The 16,710-nt window shown below is 64.0% G+C and carries 16 protein-coding genes; 7 read left to right on the forward strand and 9 right to left on the reverse strand.

The window, feature by feature from the left end; genetic code table 11:
- Positions 1-16: 16 nt before the first annotated feature.
- Positions 17-517, reverse strand: a complete 501-nt coding sequence (locus ACGYLD_RS13625; protein ID WP_067266598.1) for a TRAP transporter small permease subunit — start codon at positions 515-517, stop codon at positions 17-19.
- Between the two features lie 242 nt (positions 518-759).
- Between ACGYLD_RS13625 and ACGYLD_RS13630 the strand changes: the two genes are divergently transcribed.
- Positions 760-1,854 carry a TRAP transporter substrate-binding protein gene (locus ACGYLD_RS13630; protein WP_271690295.1) on the forward strand — a complete coding sequence of 365 codons (1,095 nt, stop codon included), beginning with the start codon at positions 760-762 and terminating at the stop codon, positions 1,852-1,854.
- A 282-nt stretch (positions 1,855-2,136) separates the two neighbouring features.
- Here the strand turns inward: ACGYLD_RS13630 and ACGYLD_RS13635 are convergent, their stop codons facing one another.
- The 8 genes from ACGYLD_RS13635 to ACGYLD_RS13670 all read right to left on the reverse strand — a co-directional run bounded on the left by ACGYLD_RS13635 (position 2,137) and on the right by ACGYLD_RS13670 (position 9,486).
- Positions 2,137-3,528 carry a TRAP transporter large permease subunit gene (locus ACGYLD_RS13635; RefSeq protein ID WP_209219229.1) on the reverse strand — a complete coding sequence of 464 codons (1,392 nt, stop codon included), beginning with the start codon at positions 3,526-3,528 and terminating at the stop codon, positions 2,137-2,139.
- Positions 3,528-4,106 carry a TRAP transporter small permease subunit gene (locus ACGYLD_RS13640; protein ID WP_394402846.1) on the reverse strand — a complete coding sequence of 193 codons (579 nt, stop codon included), beginning with the start codon at positions 4,104-4,106 and terminating at the stop codon, positions 3,528-3,530. Before ACGYLD_RS13640 ends, ACGYLD_RS13635 begins: the two co-directional genes overlap by 1 nt.
- A gap of 141 nt (positions 4,107-4,247) precedes the next feature.
- The gene (locus ACGYLD_RS13645) at positions 4,248-5,168 is read right to left on the reverse strand and encodes an isoaspartyl peptidase/L-asparaginase family protein (RefSeq protein ID WP_394402848.1); all 921 of its coding nucleotides are present in this window, start codon (positions 5,166-5,168) and stop codon (positions 4,248-4,250) included.
- Complete coding sequence (locus ACGYLD_RS13650; protein WP_271693956.1) at positions 5,165-6,064, reverse strand: polysaccharide deacetylase; 900 nt, start codon at positions 6,062-6,064, stop codon at positions 5,165-5,167. The genes ACGYLD_RS13645 and ACGYLD_RS13650 overlap by 4 nt, the downstream gene beginning before the upstream one ends.
- Positions 6,061-6,813, reverse strand: a complete 753-nt coding sequence (locus ACGYLD_RS13655; protein WP_271693957.1) for an SDR family NAD(P)-dependent oxidoreductase — start codon at positions 6,811-6,813, stop codon at positions 6,061-6,063. The genes ACGYLD_RS13650 and ACGYLD_RS13655 overlap by 4 nt, the downstream gene beginning before the upstream one ends.
- Positions 6,810-7,823 (reverse strand): ketopantoate reductase family protein, encoded by a 1,014-nt coding sequence (locus ACGYLD_RS13660; RefSeq protein WP_271693960.1) that lies wholly within the window; start codon positions 7,821-7,823, stop codon positions 6,810-6,812. Before ACGYLD_RS13660 ends, ACGYLD_RS13655 begins: the two co-directional genes overlap by 4 nt.
- Positions 7,820-8,521: a creatininase family protein gene (locus ACGYLD_RS13665; RefSeq protein ID WP_271693961.1), complete on the reverse strand. Its 702-nt coding sequence runs from the start codon at positions 8,519-8,521 to the stop codon at positions 7,820-7,822. The genes ACGYLD_RS13660 and ACGYLD_RS13665 overlap by 4 nt, the downstream gene beginning before the upstream one ends.
- Positions 8,518-9,486: a GntR family transcriptional regulator gene (locus tag ACGYLD_RS13670; protein ID WP_271693963.1), complete on the reverse strand. Its 969-nt coding sequence runs from the start codon at positions 9,484-9,486 to the stop codon at positions 8,518-8,520. Before ACGYLD_RS13670 ends, ACGYLD_RS13665 begins: the two co-directional genes overlap by 4 nt.
- A 188-nt stretch (positions 9,487-9,674) precedes the next feature.
- Between ACGYLD_RS13670 and ACGYLD_RS13675 the strand changes: the two genes are divergently transcribed.
- From ACGYLD_RS13675 to ACGYLD_RS13700, 6 genes are all read left to right on the forward strand, one after another.
- On the forward strand, positions 9,675-11,246 hold the full coding sequence (locus ACGYLD_RS13675) for an ABC transporter substrate-binding protein (protein WP_271693964.1): 1,572 nt from the start codon (positions 9,675-9,677) through the stop codon (positions 11,244-11,246).
- 75 nt (positions 11,247-11,321) lie between these two features.
- Positions 11,322-12,296, forward strand: a complete 975-nt coding sequence (locus tag ACGYLD_RS13680) for an ABC transporter permease (protein ID WP_209219238.1) — start codon at positions 11,322-11,324, stop codon at positions 12,294-12,296.
- Complete coding sequence (locus ACGYLD_RS13685; protein WP_276154054.1) at positions 12,296-13,228, forward strand: ABC transporter permease; 933 nt, start codon at positions 12,296-12,298, stop codon at positions 13,226-13,228. Before ACGYLD_RS13680 ends, ACGYLD_RS13685 begins: the two co-directional genes overlap by 1 nt.
- Positions 13,225-14,190, forward strand: a complete 966-nt coding sequence (locus ACGYLD_RS13690; RefSeq protein WP_271693965.1) for an ABC transporter ATP-binding protein — start codon at positions 13,225-13,227, stop codon at positions 14,188-14,190. The genes ACGYLD_RS13685 and ACGYLD_RS13690 overlap by 4 nt, the downstream gene beginning before the upstream one ends.
- A complete protein-coding gene (locus tag ACGYLD_RS13695; protein ID WP_271693966.1) occupies positions 14,187-15,212 on the forward strand; it encodes an ABC transporter ATP-binding protein in 1,026 nt (341 codons plus the stop codon). Before ACGYLD_RS13690 ends, ACGYLD_RS13695 begins: the two co-directional genes overlap by 4 nt.
- On the forward strand, positions 15,209-16,705 hold the full coding sequence (locus ACGYLD_RS13700; protein WP_271693968.1) for a carboxypeptidase M32: 1,497 nt from the start codon (positions 15,209-15,211) through the stop codon (positions 16,703-16,705). The genes ACGYLD_RS13695 and ACGYLD_RS13700 overlap by 4 nt, the downstream gene beginning before the upstream one ends.
- Positions 16,706-16,710 lie beyond the last annotated feature (5 nt).

Here is a 16,710-nt window from a genome sequence, read left to right on the forward strand (position 1 = left end):
GGTGAGAGCAATGAGTTCAGGCGTCACGGGGCAGTTCCTGACGGTTAAGTACGAGTTTCAAAAATTCCGACACACCTTGCAGCAGCAAAAGACCGGCAGCGAGGGCCATGGCCATTTTCAGCGGATAGACCGGCAGCTGGACCGAGCCATATGTCGTCTCACCTTGGGCATAGGAGCGCATGGCGAATTCATAAGAGCGGGTGGTGAAGATCCACGCGAAGGGGAAGAAAAAGATCACATAGCCCGCCGCTTCGACCCAACGGCGCAGGCTGGGGCCGAGGGTTTCGGTGATCAGATCGACCCGCACATGGGCCTGATGGCGCAGCGCATAGCCGCCCAGCATCACGAAATAGAAGCCATAAAGTTGTTTCGTGACGTCAAAGGCCCAGCGGGTCGGGTCATTCAGCGCATAGCGCATGAAGACGTCATAGATGATGATTGCGGCGAAAATGACGGCGACGACCGACACGATGCGCCCGACGAATTCGTTCATCTGGTCGATGAATTTTATCAAGATCTGAGCCCTCCCTGGCAGCTCGCACATTATTGGCCTTTCTGCCGAAAACAAGGCAAAAGACCATTAATAATGCTGCTTTAAGTAGCACTACGTATGCGGCTTGGGGCGGGATTGTCCAGAAGGTGAGATTTCAATTTGCCTAAGCCATGGACATTTTCGAAAAGCGACGATTATCTGCTGCGCATGGCCCTCCGCGTCGACGTCGGGGGAAGCTAAGCAAATATCCGTTTGGGAGGAAAAACATGGATCGTCGTTCATTTATCCGCAAAGCCGGTGTGATGGGGGCAGGTGCCGCCGCCACGACACTTGCAGCGCCCGCTATTGCGCAGGGCAACATCACATGGCGCATGGTTACCACATGGCCCAAGAACTTCCCCGGTCTGGGTGTCGGCGCACAGCGTCTGGCCGACCGGATCACCGCTGCCTCGGGTGGCGAGCTGACCATTCAGGTATTCTCGGCCGGTGAGATGGTGCCGCCGCTGCAATCGCTTGACGCCGTGATCGACGGCACCGCCGAGATGAGCCATGGCGCCGCCTACTACTGGCAGAACAAGTCCCCTGCGCTGTCCTTCTTCACCGGCGTGCCCTACGGCATGACCACGCCGGAACTGACGGCATGGATGCGCTACATGGGCGGTCAGGAGATCTGGGACGAGATCTATGACCAGTTCGGCGTTCAGGGCTTCCTGTCGGGCAACACCGGCACCCAGACCGGCGGCTGGTTCCGCGATGAGCTGAAGAGCCTCGATGACGTCAAAGGCGTGCGCTTCCGGACCCCGGGCCTTGGTGGCCGCGTGTGGGAGAAACTGGGCGCGACCGTGACCAACATGGCCGCGGGCGAGATCTTCCAAGCGCTGCAGTCGGGCACGCTCGACGCTGCGGAATTCGTCGGCCCCTACAACGATCTGGCGCTCGGCTTCCATCAGGTGGCCAAGAACTACTACATGCCGTCCTTCGTGGAATCGGGTCTGGCGACCGAGCTTGTCGTCGACAAGAAGAAGTATCAGGAACTGCCCGAGAACCTGCAGGCGATCATCCGTGACGTCAGCCAAGCGGAATACGATCAGGTAGCTGCGGACTTCTACGCCAACGATCCGCGCGCACTGAAGACCCTGCAGGAAGAGCATGGCGTGACCGTGCGCAACTTCCCCGACGACATCATGGAAGCCGGTGCCAAAGCCTCGGTCGAGGTGGTCGAAGAACTGCGCAACAGCGACGACCCGCTGGTCAAGAAGACCGCCGAAAGCTTTGTCGAAGCGCTGAACCTCGTCCGTACCCGGACCGAGAACATCGACAGCCCCTATGTGCAGGCGCGTCAGAAATTCCTGAAGTACTGAGCTTCGCGCTGAATGTGATTGGAAAGGCCCGGTGGAAACGCCGGGTCTTTTTCATGGGTGAATCCTAAGAAATCTGTCCGCCCGGTGGCACACCGGGCATCGCCCTCCCTCCCCCCGGAGGGCGATTTTGCGACGTAGCCCGCGCCGGATCGGTTGGCGAGATGGGCACCGGCGCAGCCCCTTTCACGGGTTCGATCGCCCACCAGGGAGGGTGATGTCCTTACCGCTCAACCAAAAAGGCCCGGCATTGCTGCCGGGCCTTTGAACGTCGGGGGGGCTATCTCACCCCGCGATCACCTTAGGCAACCAAGTCACGATCTGCGGGAAGGCAAAGAGGATCGCAATCGCCACCACCTGCAACATCACGAAGGGCAGGATACCCTTGTAAATCGCGCTGGTCGGCAGATCTGCCGGGGCCACCCCGCGCAGATAGAACAGCGCAAAGCCGAAGGGCGGCGTCAGGAAGGATGTCTGCAAGTTGACCCCGACCAAGACACCCAGCCAGATCGGATCGATGTCCAGCATCAGCAGCACCGGCGCGGTGATCGGGATCACGATAAAGATGATCTCAAAGGTATCGAGGATGAAGCCCAAGAAGAACATGATGATCATCACCACCGCTACCGCCGCCAAGGGGCCGCCGGGCAGGTTGCTGAGGAACTCATGCACCAGATTGTCGCCGCCCATCATGCGGAACACGATGGAAAAGACCGAAGCCCCCAACAGAATGACAAAGACCATGCTGGTGATCGTGGCCGTCGCGATCATCGTCTCCCGCAAGATGCGGAAGGACAGCCGCCAGCGCATGGCCGCAAGCACCATCGCCCCCACAGCACCGACAGAGGCGGCCTCGGTCGGGGTCGCGATGCCGCCGAGGATCGACCCCAGCACGGCGAGGATCAGCAAGAGCGGCGGCATCAGGGCGACAAAGAAATCCCGCACCAGTTGGCTTTTCTCATCCGCCGGAACCGGCGTCGCGGGGCAGGAGGCTGGCGCGGTCGCGGCTTTGAATAGAACGTAGCTGAGATAAAGCGAGACGAGCAAAATCCCCGGTAACAGCGCCCCGGCGAAGAGATCCCCCACAGAGACGGGCGTGGGGGCAAAGTTGCCCTTGGCCATCTGCACCTGAGAGTTAATGCCGGAAAGCATGTCGCCCATGAAGATCAACACGGTGGAGGGCGGAATGATCTGCCCCAAAGTGCCGCTGGCGCAGATGACGCCAGTGGCAAGCTTGGGGTCATAGCCCGCCCGCAACATCGCGGGCAGAGAGATCAGGCCCATGGTGACAACCGTGGCCCCCACGACGCCCGTGGATGCCGCGAGCATTGCGCCCACGAGCACGACCGAAATCCCCAGACCGCCGCGCATATTTCCGAAAAGCTTGCCCATGGTGAGCAAAAGCTGCTCGGCGATCTGGCTGCGTTCCAGCATCACCCCCATGAAGATAAAGAGCGGCACGGCGACCAGCACCTCGTTGGTCATGAAGCCGATATAGCGGTTCGGCAGCGAGCCAAAGTTCGAGGGATCGAACACGCCGAAGCCCATGCCCACGGCGCCGAACAGCAGCGACACGCCCGCAAGGGTGAAAGCCACCGGAAAGCCGAGCAGCAAAAAGCCGATCACGCCAAAGAACATGAGCGCGGCGAGCATCTCGCCAATGAAAATCGGATCCATCAAACGGCTCCCTGCGGATGGTCTGCGGGGATTTGGTCCCGGCTGTATTGCATGGATTTGGGCACCAGCTCAGGATTTCCGCTGAGCACGAGGATGGAGCGGATGATCCATGCAATCCCTTGAATTGCGAGTAGAAATGCGAATCCGATGATGAAGGCTTTGAGAATGTAAAGCCCCGGCATGCCGCCCACATTGGCCGACCCTTCCTGATAGCCCCAAGCGCGGATCACGAAGGGGATCGAATAGGTGTAGACGATCCAGCAGAAGGGCAGCAGAAAGACGATGACGCCGATCAGGTCAATGAGCGCGCGGCGGGCCATGGTGGCGGGGCGGTAGAAGATGTCGACGCGCACATGGTCATCGCGCAGCAGCGCAAAACCGGCCACGGCCGTGAACATCGCACCGTTAAGCCAGATATAAAGGTCTTGCATCCAAACGAAGCTGATTGCGAAGACATAGCGCTGCACAACCACGGTGAAACAGACCAACACGATGCCGAGTGCGAGCCATGAGAAGAGATTGCCGATGACCAAGTTCACCGCGCAGATCACCCTGGCAATTGCTGCTAAAAAACGCACCTTGTCCCCTCTCCCGTCAAGTTCGTTTGAACGTCAATCAAAGGGAGGGGGCAAAATGTCAAGATTTAGATGGCGGGCCGCTCACAACGGCTGCATTTGTCCCCTTCCCGTGGCAGGAAGGCAACCGAAGGTACTTTCCGCTCAGTAGATACTGGTTTCGGGCGCGCGGCCCTTGCGGACCATGCCGCGGTACATCCCCTGCGAGTTGAAGGGCATCGCGATATTGCCCGCCGCATCCACCGCGATCACCCCGCCCGAGCCGTCGTTGGGTGCCAGATCCTGCATCACCACATGTTCGGCGGCGGTGGCCAGATCCTCGCCCGCGTGGCGCATCCGCGCGGCGATCTCCCCGGCGGCGTTCCAGCGGATGAAAATCTCGCCATGGCCGGTGGCCGAGACCGCGCAGGTCGCGTTGTCGGCAAAGGTGCCCGCGCCGATCATCGGCGTGTCGCCAACCCGGCCCGGGGCCTTGGCGGTCATGCCCCCCGTTGAGGTGGCGGCGGCAATGTTGCCCGCCGCGTCGCGCGCCACGGCCCCCACGGTGCCATGCCGCCGCGCCGGATCGTCGGAGACCTCGCCCCGGGCGCGCATCTCGAGCGTCTCCTGCAAGGCATCCCAGCGTGACTGGGTGAAGAAATAGTCACGGTCGGCGAACTCGAGCCCCGCCTGCCGCGCGATCTCCAGCGCGTTGGGGCCGATGAGGGTGACATGCTCGGTCCGTTCCATGACGGCGCGCGCCAGTTTCACCGGGTTCTTCGGCCCGAAAACACCGGCGACCGAGCCCGCGCGCCGGTCGGCGCCGTCCATCACGGCGGCGTCCATCTCCTGCACTCCTTCGGAAGTATAGACCGCGCCGCGCCCTGCGTTGAACAGCGGCTCGTCCTCCAGCGCTGAGACCGCGGCCACCACCGCGTCCATCGCGCTGCCGCCGTCGCGCAGCAGCGCTTCGCCGGCTTCCAGCGCACGGGCGAGGGCGTCGTGATAGGCGGCCTCCTTCTCGGGCGTCATGCTTTCCTTGAGGATGGTTCCGGCACCACCGTGAATGGCAAGGGAATAGGTCATGTGTGTCCTTTCAATCCGGCCTGTTTGGCGCAATAGGCGGCGATCTCGGCATGGGTGGCGATCCAGCAATCGCCGCGGGATTTGATGTGGTCGATCAGCTCGTCGAGGATGAAGATGCGCGAGCGGTAGCCTGTCACATGCGGGTGCATGGTCAAGAGGAAGAGCCCGCCCTCGTCATAAGCGCCGTCGAACTCGCGCCGGAAAATGTCGAGCACGTCCGCGGGCGGCGTATAGGGCCGCTGCGCGCCGAAACGGTTCATCATGAAATAGACGGCGTCGTCGCGAATCCACTCCACCGGCAGTTCCACGATCCCGGTCGCTTCGCCTTTCTCCACGATCTCATAGGGGTCGTCGTCAGAGAACAGGGAGCTGTCGTAGAGAAGCCCCATCTCGCGGGCGATCGAGAGCGTGTGGGCACTGTAGTCCCAGGACGGCGTGCGCATGCCGACGGGGCGGGTGCCGGTGATCTTCTCCAGCGTGTCCGAGGCGCGCAGCATCAGATCGCGTTCAGCCTCCGGCGGGACCTGCGTATTGCGCTCGTGGATCCAGCCGTGAAGGCCGATCTCGTGGCCCTCCTCGGCAAGGCTGCGCTGCTCTTCGGGGTGCAGGAGGGCTGAGACGGCGGGCACGAAGAAGCTTGCCTTTACCCCATGCCGATCCAGTACCTTGCGGATGCGCGGAATGCCGCGCCGTGCGCCGTATTCGCCCCAGCCGAGACGGGCAATGCTTGTGCCGCCGTCGCGCAGCTCGTTGGTTTCGTGATCGCTGTCGAAACTCAGCGCCACGGCACAGCGCGCACCGCCCGGCCAGCATTTGGGCAGCAGGTTTTGGCCGGCGCGGACCTGTTCGACCAGCCCGCGCCAATGCGGCTCGTCCCATTCATGCGGCTCGCTCATGCGTGGCCTCCGTCGACGGAAAGGATTTGCCCCGTGATCCAACCGGCGCGGTCGGAGCAGAGGAAGGTGACCGCATCCGCGATGTCCTGCGCGCGGCCCAAGCGGCGCATGTGGATGCCGCCGATGATCTGCTTCTGCCGCTCGGGGCCGAAGGCGTCCCATTGCTTTTCTGTCGAGGGGTTCGACAGGACGAAGCCGGGGGCCACGGAATTCACGGTGATGCCCTGCGGCCCAAGCTCCAGCGCCAGCTGCTTGGTGAGACCCACAAGCGCGTGTTTCGCCGCCGCATAGGCTTGGATGCCGGTAAGGCTGGGCTTCAGCCCCGCGCCGGAGGAGATGGTGACGATCCGGCCCGATCCCGCGCTCTTCATCGCGGGCGCGAAACCTTGCGCACACCACATGGCGGCATCGACATTGGCTTGAAAGATCGCCTGCCAGTCGGCCTCGCCGATCTCCTCCAGCGGGCGTCCGACCTGACCGCGCACGCCGCCGGCGGAGGTCACCAGCCCGTCGATCCGTCCGTGCCGTTCGACGATCTCGGCGCAGAGCGCGAGGGTTGTTTCGCGGTTGCCCAGATCGCCGCTATGCAGCGTCACGCCCTCGGCCTCCAGCGGGGCGAGGCCCGCGGCGTCGATGTCCATCGCGGCCACGGTGGCCCCGGCGGCGCGCAGTTCGGACAGGATCGCGGCGCCGATGCCCTGTGCTGCGCCGGTCACGGCAAAGACCTTGCCGGTCAAATCGATCTTCATGCCGCCACCAACAGGTCGACGAGGTCGGCGGATTGTTCGCGCTTGCCGTCCTCGATGTCGTGGATAAGCTCGACCATGCGCGCCAGTGTCGGCACCGCGATGCCTGCCTCCCGGCCCAACTCGACCATGACACCGATCTGTGCGTCGACTTCGGTCTTACGCTTGCGCACCGCGAGGTCGCGCCAGATGCCCGAATGGGTCTTGGCGGTCTTGCGGTTGTGGGCGATCATCTTCTCCATCGCGGCGTCGATGGCGGCGGTGTCGTTCTCGCGGAAGGCTTCCGGGTCGAACCCGTTGAACCCGAGGGGGGACACGCCCTCATGCGCGGCCAGTGTCATCACCTCGTGGCCAAGCGCGCGGTAGGCGGCGCGGTGCTCGTCGCGCGCCATGGCGTCGGACATGCTGTCGGGGGTGAGGGCAGTACAAAAGAGCAGCGCACCGTAGCCCATCTTACCCCAGAGGTAGCCCCAGATGTTGTCGGTGGCGACGGCTTCGGGTTCGACCAGTTGCAAGAGGCGATGCACCTCAGCCACGCGGTCGCTCATGCGCCCGTCGAGTTCCCCCACAGCTACGGCGGCGCGGTTGCCGAAAAGGATGCGGCCCGGCTCCAACCAGTCGGCGCCGTAGTTGACGAAACAGCCGACCGTGTTCTCGGCCCCGATGCGCGCGGCGATGACCTTTTCGTTGAGCCCGTTCTGGGCCGAGACGACATAGCCGCCCGGCGCGAGATGGGGGGCAAGCATCTCCAAAGCGGCGGCGGTATGGTGCGCCTTCACGCAGAGGAAAATGCGGTCGTATTGGCCAGTCAGTTCGTCCGGCGTGCTGGCCGGGAGGATTTGGGTAAATGCTTCGACGGGGCCTTCAATGCGCAGCCCGCTGCTGCGCATTGCTTCGACATGCTCTTCCACGACATCGACCATATGCACGGCATGACCCGCGCGGGCGAAATAGGCGCCGAGGATGCCGCCGATGGCACCGGCGCCCCAGATCAGGATCGGGGTCTCGCTCATGCCCAGTCCCCCTCGAGCTGCGCGCGGGTCTCGCGCACGGCGATCTCCCACAGGCGGGCGGTGTCGGCGTCGGGTTTCTGGTAGACGCCGCCGTAGTTGCCGTCCCCGATGAGCGCGCGCACGCCGGCGGCGTTGCGGTCCCGCAGGCGGTCGAAATCGACGAAGGGTTTCTGCTCGTCCGGAAGCTCACGACCGGGCAGGCGGGTCCAGGGGAAGTTCTCCATCCAGGACGCGTGAGAGGCGACGGGGTCGATCTCCTGCACGCAGTTCCACGTTTCGGGCGCGCGCCACCAGTCATGGAAGCGACAGCGGGCGCCTTCGTTGGCCTCCATCCACTCCATCGTGACGGGCTGCACGGGGCTGTTGCCGCCATGGCCGTTGACGATCAGCACGCGGCGGAATCCGGTGGCGTAGAGACTGTCGAGAATGTCGCGCAGGAGTGCTGCATAGGTCGAAAGCTTCAGCGAGACCGAGCCGGGGAAGCCCATGAAATAGGGCGTCAGACCATAGGCCACGGCCGGAAACACCGGAACGCCCAGAGGTTCGGCGGCATCGGCGGCGACCTTCTCCGACAGGATCGAATCGACCGAGAGGCTGAGGTAGGCGTGCTGCTCGGTGCTGCCCAAGGGGAGGACGCAGCGGTCGTCGGTCTTGAGGTATTCTTCGATCTCGAACCAATTGCTTTCGGATATCTTCATTCTTCGGCGGCCTTTGCGGATTTGAGAGAGGCCCGGCATGTCTCAATGGCGGGCAGGATTTCTGAACGGATGGCGTGCACGTCCGGGGTGTGACGGTATTCAAAAGCGGTCTGCTCGGGGCGCAACGCGCCACGAAGGTAGTCGGCACCGGTGGCATAGATGACCACATCTGCCTCGCGCATGGCCGATGACAGGCCATTCTCGTCACGAACCTTCATGGTCAACTGCGTGACATGGGGGGCAAACCGCAGGATGCCCGCTTTCATGATCGTAACGAAGCCGGGAAAATAGGAGTAAGCGAGCGTCTTGGCGTCGGGCGGGATCGAGGCCAGCGCCACGCGGGTCGCTTCATTGGGGATGAGTGTCAGGCCCAGCACTTCGACATTCGGCAAGATTTCTCGCGTTTTGGACAGCAGGGTTTTGGGCGCGATAATCAGGTCGATGTCCTTGGGCGGATTGGGTGCGATCTCATCCAGAACGGCGGCGTCGATCTCATCGCCCTCGGGCAGATGCTGGCGCAGTTCATCGGCATAAGCGCGGGTCGCGTCGATGAAATTGCCGACCATCAGAATGCGCAGCGGGCGCGGGCTGGCGCTGCTGGCCATGGAAATGCGCACAGCCAGTTCCGACGCGCTGACGCCACAGGATTTCGCGAGGCTCAACAGTTCAGCGATCTGTTGATCAAGCTGACGAAAGCGCCCGTCGTGGGCGCGGCTACCACCGCCGCTGACGAATGTACCCGAGCCGACGCGCCCCTCGACCAACCCCGAGGATTGCAGCGCGGCGTAGACATTGCTGACCGTGACCGGGGAAATCTTCATCCGCGCGGCCAAAGCGCGGACCGAGGGCAGGCGCGCGTCGGAAGGCAACTCGCCCGACGCGATCCCGAATTCCAGCGCTCCGCGGAGCTGAACGGAAAGAGATACGGACGAGCTGCGATCCATCGCCTGTACGATTCGATCCATTGCCCGTTCAAATTTTGCCTGTTTGTCACTCATGTCTGTAACACTGCCTCAAAAGCCGTGGCGCGACAAGCTTATATATTGGGCTTATACGGCATGCGAAGGTTGCAATGTTACATATTTGTGTTGACCGTCACAATTATAGCTGTCTAGTGTAACTGCAAGATATAACACATGGAGGTTTTTGACCAATGAAGAAGCTTACCCTGAAATCCGCCGTCGCCGCATTGGCGCTGATCGCTGCCGCGCCAGCAGCGATGGCCGCCGATCTGGTGATCGGCCTGCGCGCCGGCCCGGATTCGATTGACCCGCATTGGTCGACCTTGGGCTCGCAGGCCGAAGCCCTGCGTCACGTCTTCGACACGCTGGTGGACGTTGACGAGAAGCTGCAGCTCAAGCCCGGCCTCGCCGTCAGCTGGGAGCCGATCGACGACACCACATGGGAATTCAAGATGCGCGAGGGCGTGAAGTTCCATGATGGCACCGACTTCACCGCCGAGGACGCGAAATTCTCGATCGAGCGTATCCCGCAGGTGACCGGCCCAATGCCGATGACCCTTTACACAAAATATGTCGACAGCGTCGAAGTGGTCGACGACTACACCCTGCGCGTGAAGACCAAGGGCATGGCGCCTTCGCTGCCGAACGACTTCACCCGTCTCTTCGTCGTGCCCTCTGAGACCGGCATGGAAGCGGGCAACGAGGAGTTCAACTCGGGCGAGAAGGCAATCGGCACTGGCCCCTACACCTTCGTGTCCTGGCAGCCGAAAGGCGATCTGGTGCTCGAGCGTTTCGATGACTACTGGGGCGGTCAGGCCGCGTGGGAGACTGTCACCCGCCGCGAGATCCCCGAGGACACTTCGCGCGTTGCGGCCCTGCGTTCGGGGGAGGTTGACCTAATCAACTACGTTCCCGCCTCCGACTACCTCGCGATGAAGAACGATGGCGACATCGAAACATTCGTCTCTGACTCGGTCTATATCCTGAACATCGCGCCGTCGGTGAAGGACGAAGAGCCGCAGCCGATCAAGGTCAACGGCGAAGAGGTCGAGGGCAATCCGCTGCAGGATCTGCGCGTGCGCAAGGCGCTGGACCTGGCGATCAACCGCGACGTGCTCGTGAACGTGGTGCTCGAAGGTCTGGGCACGCCCGCCAATCAGCTGATGCCCGAAGGTTTCTTTGGCTACAGCCCGGAACTGGGCGAGCGCGAATATGACATCGAGAAAGCCAAGGAGCTGCTGGCCGAGGCCGGCTACCCCGAGGGTTTTGAGATCGATTTCACCTGCACCAACAACCGCGTGCCCGGCGATGCCGTGGTCTGCGAGGCGCTGGCGCAGATGTGGTCGCGTCTGGGTCTGAAGGTGAACGCACAGGCGCTTAACGGCACGGTCTTCTTCCCCGCCGCCGCGCGTGAGGAATACACCATGACCATGTCCGCATGGGGCACGCTCACCGGCGAGGCCGCCTATACCTACGGCGCGCTGGTGCACACCAAGGACCCCGAGAAGGGCTTCGGCAACTTCAACCGCGCGGGCTATTCCAACCCCGAGTTCGACAAGGTCTTCGGCGAAGGCGCCCAGACCCTCGACCCGGAAGCGCGCAAGAAGCTCTATGAAGAGGCCTCCTTCATCGCGATGGAAGACCGCGCGCTGATCCCGACGGTGATCCTGCAGACTGTCTGGGCCGCCGATGCCGGGACGCTGAACATGACGCCCCGCGTCGATCAGGAAACCCGCGCCTATGCGATCACCCCGGTCGAATAAGCTGCGATAACATCCCGGGCGCCCGCTGCTTGCCGGCGGGCGCCTCCATTTTCTAAGTCTGATGGGCGAGGTCGAATGCTCAGCTATTTTGTAACCCGGTTGGCACAGGCAGTTGTCGTGGTCTTTGCCATGTCGGTGATCGTCTTTGTCGGCGTCTTTGCCATCGGCAATCCGATCGACGTGATGATCGATCCGGGCGCCACCGCCGAGATCCGCCAGAAGCTGATCGAGCAATACGGGCTCGATCAACCGCTGGTCGTGCAGTACTGGACCTTCCTTAAGAACGTGGCCCAGGGCGATCTGGGCACCTCGATGGTCTATAACATCCCGGTCGTCGACCTCGTTTTCTCGCGCTTTCCCGCCACGCTGGAACTGGTGCTGACCTCGGTGCTGATCGCCGTGGGCGTGGGCATTCCCGCCGGTCTCTGGGCCGGTTACCGTCCCGAGAGCCTCGGCGCGAAGATGATCATGGCGCTGTCGGTGCTGGGCTTCTCCGTGCCGACCTTCTGGATCGGTATGCTGCTGATCATGGGCTTTGCGGTCGAGCTTGGCTGGCTGCCCTCGGGCGGGCGCGGGGACGAGGCGACCTTCCTTGGCATCACCTCCTCGCTCTTCACCCCTGACGGCTGGAGCCATGTCATCATGCCCGCGATCAACCTGTCGCTGTTCAAGATGGGCCTGATGATCCGCCTGACCCGCGCCGGCATGGTCGAGGCCATGGGCACCGATTACGTCAAATTCGCCCGCGCGCAGGGTCTGCCGGACCGGCAGATCGTCTTCCGCCACATCCTGCGCAATATTTCGATCCCGATCGTCACGGTGCTGGGGCTTGAGCTCGGCTCGACGCTGGCCTTCGCGGTGGTGACCGAAAGCGTGTTCAACTGGCCCGGTGTCGGCAAGCTGATCATCGACTCGATCCTGCAACTCGACCGGCCGGTGATGGTCTCTTACCTCATCATGGTCGTGATCCTCTTTGTCCTCATCAACCTCGTGGTTGATCTGGTCTACGCCCGACTGGACCCGCGGGTCCGCCTGAAAGGAGGCGCATGATGCCCGAGATCGTCGCTGAAAACACCATGGCCGTGCCCTCGGCCCCGCCGGTGGAGACGCGCGCCGAGCGGCTGCGCAACTTCTGGTCGGATTTTCGCGAATCCTGGGTCGCCGTGGGCGCGCTCATCGTGATCGGGGTGCTGCTGTTCCTCTCCTTCGGTGCGCCGCTGGTCTCGCCGCAGGATCCCTATGACATGGCCGCGCTCGACTGGCTCGACGCCTTCCTGCGCCCCGGCACCGAAGGTTCGGGCGGCTATGTCCATCTGCTGGGCACCGACAACGCGGGCCGCGACATGCTCTCGGCCATTTTCTACGGGCTGCGCACCAGCTTCGTGATCGGTCTGTCGGCGGGGGCGCTGGCGCTTCTGGTCGGCATCGCCGTTGGCCTCACCGCGGCCTATTTCGGCGGCCGGATCGAGGCGCTGTTGATGCGGATCGTCGATCTGCAACTCTCGATGCCCGCGATCCTCTTGGCACTGGTGCTGGTGGCGATGCTGGGGCAGGGGGTGGCGCAGATCATCCTCGCGCTGGTCGTCGCGCAATATGCCTATTTCGCCCGGACCACTCATGGCGCGGCCAAGGTCGAACGCGGCAAGGACTATATCGAGGCCGCGCGCTCGACACCGCTGCCGACGCATCGCGTTCTGTTCAAGCACCTGCTGCCCAACGTCCTGCCGCCGCTGATCGTGGTTGCCACGGTGCAGGTAGCAAGCGCCATCGCGTTGGAGGCGACGCTGTCCTTCCTCGGCGTGGGCCTGCCGCTGACCGAACCTTCGCTGGGGTCGCTGATCTCCAACGGGTTCAAATACATCCATTCGGACCGCTACTGGCTGTCGATCTATCCCGGGTTGGCGCTGATGGTGACCGTTGTTGCAATCAACCTCGTGGGCGATCAGGTCCGCAAGGTGCTCGACCCGAGGAACAGCCGATGAGCGCCGCACTGGAGGTCAGGGGTCTGACCACGCAATTCAGCACCCGCAAGGGGGCCGTCACCGCCGTCAATGACGTGAGTTTTTCGGTCCAGCCGGGGCGTATCCTCGGGCTCGTGGGGGAAAGCGGCTCGGGCAAGAGCGTCACCGGGTTTTCGATCATGGGGCTTATCGACGAACCCGGTCGGATCACCGCCGGGCAGGTCATGGTGCAGGGCACCGACATGCGCAGCCTCAGCGCCGAGGGCCGACGCCAGATGCGGGGCCGCAACGTCTCGATGGTGTTTCAGGACCCGATGATGACCCTCAACCCGGTGCTGCGGGTGGGCGACCAGATGGCCATGGCCGTGCGCGTGCACGACAAGGTCAGCAAGGCCGCCGCATGGGACCGCGCCCGCGAGGCGCTTGAGATCGTCGGCATCCCGGCCCCCGCCGAGCGTCTGCAGGCCTATCCGCACCAGCTTTCGGGCGGGATGCGCCAGCGCGTGGCGATTGCCACGGCCCTGCTGCACCGGCCTGCCGTGATCCTCGCCGATGAGCCGACCACCGCGCTCGACGTCTCGATCCAAGGCCAGATCCTCGCCGAGGTGCGGCGGCTGGCGGATGAGACCGGCACCGCCATCGTCTGGGTTACCCATGACCTCGCCGTTGTCTCCTCGCTCGCCGACGACATCGCCGTGATGTACGCGGGCCGGATCGTCGAGAGCGGCACGGCGGAGGAGGTCATCGCCCACCCGCGTCACCCCTATACGCGCGGGTTGATCGACTCGGTCCCCGGCCTGCACGAACCGGGCCGCGACCTGCCGCAGATCCCGGGCTCGACCCCGCAGCTGGCGAACCTGCCCTCTGGCTGCCCGTTCCGGCCCCGTTGCCCGCGCGCGACCGAGGTCTGCGCGACGCTCCCACCCAATACTGGAACCGAGGCACATTCCGTCCTGTGCCACCATCCGATCGAGGCCACATGACCGATCCCATTCTGAAAATCGACGGCGTCTCCAAGCGGTTCACCCGCAAGCCTGGGCTGGTCGTGCGGGGGCTGGACCGCCTGTCGGGGCGCGACTCCACCCAGACCGTTCACGCGGTCAACGACGTCACCTTAAGCGTTCCGCGCGGCGAGGTGCTGGGCATCGTTGGCGAAAGCGGCTGCGGCAAGTCCACGCTGGGGCGCGTCGTGTCGGGCATCTACGCGCCGAGCGCGGGCAGCGTCACGCTCGAAGGCAAGCCGGTGGCGCGCGAGTTGCGCGGCAATGTCGACAAGCTCACGACCCGCGTGCAGATGATCCACCAAGACCCTTTCGCGAGCCTCAACCCCCGCATGAAGGTGGGCGAAATAATCGCAGAAGGCCCGCGCATCCACGGGCTGATCCCGGCGCGTGAGGTGCAGGAACGGGTGCGCAGCCTGCTGGAGCAGGTCGGCCTGGAGGGCGCCTATGCCAACCGCCTGCCGCACCAGTTCTCCGGCGGGCAGCGCCAGCGCGTCGCCATCGCCCGCGCGCTCGCCATGCAGCCCGAGCTTCTGGTGCTGGACGAGGCCGTGGCCTCGCTCGACGTCTCCATCCAGGCGCAGGTGTTGAACCTCTTCATGAAGCTGCGGCGCGAGCTCGACCTCACGGCGCTGTTCATCAGCCATGACCTGTCGGTCGTGCGTCACGTTTGCGACCGGGTGGCGATCATGTACCTCGGCCGCGTGGTCGAGACCGCGCCGGCGGATGAACTCTACGCCAAGCCGCTGCATCCTTATACCGAGGCGCTCTTTGCCTCCGTGCCGACCCTCGGCACCGGGCGCGCCAACTTCCACCCGATCAAAGGCGAGATCCCCTCGCCGATCAACCCGCCGAAAGGCTGCGCCTTCCACCCGCGCTGCCCGCTTGCGGGTCCGCGTTGCAAGGTGGAGGTGCCGCGCCTCGTGAACCCGAAAGACAACCGCAGCGTCGCCTGCCACCTGCATGACGGGGGCACCGGCGCCGAAACAGGAGCCGCCGCATGAGCCTGACCTTGACCGACCGCGTGGGGCGGCTGAACGACGTGCTCGTCTCGGTAAATCTGCTCAATTGGGACGCGCGGGTCATGATGCCCAAGGGCGGGGCCGAGACGCGCGGCCACCAGATCGCCACGCTGATGGGTATCGCGCGTGAAATGATCCTCGACCCCGAGATGGGCAAGGCCGCCGAAGCCGTGCTCAAGAGCGACGCGCCCGAGATCGAGCGCCGCGCCGCGCAATCGGTGCAGGAGGCGCGCACCCATCACGCCCGCATCCCCGCAGCCTTGCTGCGCCGACAGGCCGAGCAATCGATCACCGCCGGCGCCGCCTGGACCGAGGCCCGCCGCACTGGCGACTTCGCCCTGTTCCAGCCGCATCTGCAAAGCATCGTCGATCTAGCACGCGAGAAGGCCGAGGCGCTTGGCCATGACGGTCACCCCTACGATCCGATGGCCGATGTGTTCGAGCCGGGCGCCACCGCGGTGCAGCTCACCCGGTTCTTCGACCAGCTCCGCGACGGCATCCGCCCGATCCTCGACGCGGCCCTCGCCCGGCCCGCGCCGCGCAGCGATTTCCTGTTCCGCGACTATCCCGTCGCCGGCCAGCAGGCCTTCTGCGCCTATATCGCCGAGGCCCTGGGCTATGACATGGACCGCGGGCGACTCGATACGGCGGTGCATCCTTTCGAGATCTCCATGACCCGCAACGACGTGCGGATCACCTCGCGCTGGAACCCGAACTACCTGCCAATGTCGATCTTCGGCACGATCCACGAGGCGGGCCATGCGCTCTACGAGATGGGCGCCGATCCGGCGCTCACGCGCGGGGCGCATGCGACCGACATGATCGGGCTCTATGCCGTGGCGGGCACCAGTTTCGGGATGCACGAAAGCCAGTCGCGCCTGCTGGAAAACCACATCGGCCGGTCGCCCGCCTTCTGGGCAGTGCATTACGGGCGCCTGCGCGATACCTTCCCCGAACAGTTGGGCGACGTGAGCGAAGCCGAATTCGTCGCCGCCATCAACCGCGTCTCCCCCGGCCTCACCCGGGTCGAGGCGGACGAGCTGACCTATGATCTGCACGTCATGTTGCGCGTGAAGATCGAGATGGCGCTGATGGACGGCTCGCTGAAGGTCGCCGACGTCCCCGAGGCGTGGAACGCGGCGATGCGCGAGGATCTGGGGTTGGAGGTGCCGGACAACGGCGCGGGCTGTCTGCAGGACGTGCATTGGTCGCACGGCTACATCGGCTCCTTCCCGACTTATACCGTGGGCAATTCCACCGCCGCGCAGATCATGGCGCATCTGGATGCCACGAAGCCAGAAGTGCGCGCGGGCGTGACGGCAGGTGACTATGCGCCGCTTCACGCGGCGTTGGGCGATCTTGTCTGGCAACACGGCCGGTCGCGCAGCCGGGCCGAGATCCTCGCCGGAATCGGGGCAGGGGCCTACGACCCGACGGCCTATCTGGCCTATCTGGAAGCCAAGTTCGGCAGGTGATGAGG

The sequence above is a fragment of the Sulfitobacter sp. 1A12056 genome (assembly GCF_043558125.1).
GTDB classification, from domain to species: domain Bacteria; phylum Pseudomonadota; class Alphaproteobacteria; order Rhodobacterales; family Rhodobacteraceae; genus Sulfitobacter; species Sulfitobacter faviae.

What these genes read in the sequence shown, in the direction of transcription:
- ACGYLD_RS13630 (WP_271690295.1), top strand. Translation starts at nt 760, where the DNA reads ATGGATCGTCGTTCATTTATCCGCAAAGCCGGTGTGATGGGGGCAGGT.
- ACGYLD_RS13635 (WP_209219229.1), bottom strand. Translation starts at nt 3,528, where the DNA reads ATGGATCCGATTTTCATTGGCGAGATGCTCGCCGCGCTCATGTTCTTT.
- ACGYLD_RS13645 (WP_394402848.1), bottom strand. Translation starts at nt 5,168, where the DNA reads ATGACCTATTCCCTTGCCATTCACGGTGGTGCCGGAACCATCCTCAAG.
- ACGYLD_RS13650 (WP_271693956.1), bottom strand. Translation starts at nt 6,064, where the DNA reads ATGAGCGAGCCGCATGAATGGGACGAGCCGCATTGGCGCGGGCTGGTC.
- ACGYLD_RS13655 (WP_271693957.1), bottom strand. Translation starts at nt 6,813, where the DNA reads ATGAAGATCGATTTGACCGGCAAGGTCTTTGCCGTGACCGGCGCAGCA.
- ACGYLD_RS13660 (WP_271693960.1), bottom strand. Translation starts at nt 7,823, where the DNA reads ATGAGCGAGACCCCGATCCTGATCTGGGGCGCCGGTGCCATCGGCGGC.
- ACGYLD_RS13665 (WP_271693961.1), bottom strand. Translation starts at nt 8,521, where the DNA reads ATGAAGATATCCGAAAGCAATTGGTTCGAGATCGAAGAATACCTCAAG.
- ACGYLD_RS13670 (WP_271693963.1), bottom strand. Translation starts at nt 9,486, where the DNA reads ATGGATCGAATCGTACAGGCGATGGATCGCAGCTCGTCCGTATCTCTT.
- ACGYLD_RS13675 (WP_271693964.1), top strand. Translation starts at nt 9,675, where the DNA reads ATGAAGAAGCTTACCCTGAAATCCGCCGTCGCCGCATTGGCGCTGATC.
- ACGYLD_RS13680 (WP_209219238.1), top strand. Translation starts at nt 11,322, where the DNA reads ATGCTCAGCTATTTTGTAACCCGGTTGGCACAGGCAGTTGTCGTGGTC.
- ACGYLD_RS13685 (WP_276154054.1), top strand. Translation starts at nt 12,296, where the DNA reads ATGCCCGAGATCGTCGCTGAAAACACCATGGCCGTGCCCTCGGCCCCG.
- ACGYLD_RS13690 (WP_271693965.1), top strand. Translation starts at nt 13,225, where the DNA reads ATGAGCGCCGCACTGGAGGTCAGGGGTCTGACCACGCAATTCAGCACC.
- ACGYLD_RS13695 (WP_271693966.1), top strand. Translation starts at nt 14,187, where the DNA reads ATGACCGATCCCATTCTGAAAATCGACGGCGTCTCCAAGCGGTTCACC.
- ACGYLD_RS13700 (WP_271693968.1), top strand. Translation starts at nt 15,209, where the DNA reads ATGAGCCTGACCTTGACCGACCGCGTGGGGCGGCTGAACGACGTGCTC.